This window comes from Corynebacterium sp. HMSC056F09 (assembly GCF_001815785.1).
GTDB classification, from domain to species: domain Bacteria; phylum Actinomycetota; class Actinomycetes; order Mycobacteriales; family Mycobacteriaceae; genus Corynebacterium; species Corynebacterium hiratae.
The window spans coordinates 1-235 of sequence record NZ_KV821952.1; the positions used below are offsets into that span (position 1 = coordinate 1).

Genomic DNA, 235 nt, shown 5'->3' on the forward strand with positions numbered 1-235 from the left:
CCTCGGCGGCGGTCGAAGTGGTCCATGATGATTTCCTTAACTTCCGGTTACCCGCCACTCCCTGCGTCATTGTGGGAAACATTCCCTTTCACCTCACCACTGCCATTCTTCGAAAGTTGCTGCATGCGCCAGCATGGACTGACGCTGTACTCCTCATGCAGTGGGAAGTCGCTCGCCGCCGGGCCGGGGTAGGCGCAAGCACGATGATGACGGCTCAGTGGTCCCCATGGTTCAC

General features: G+C 59.1%; 1 protein-coding gene. It reads left to right on the forward strand.

Annotation, left to right across the window (positions count from 1 at the left end; genetic code table 11):
• Positions 1-235 (forward strand): rRNA adenine N-6-methyltransferase family protein (locus HMPREF3056_RS09795; RefSeq protein WP_304439958.1); only part of this gene is annotated, 235 nt, incomplete at both ends.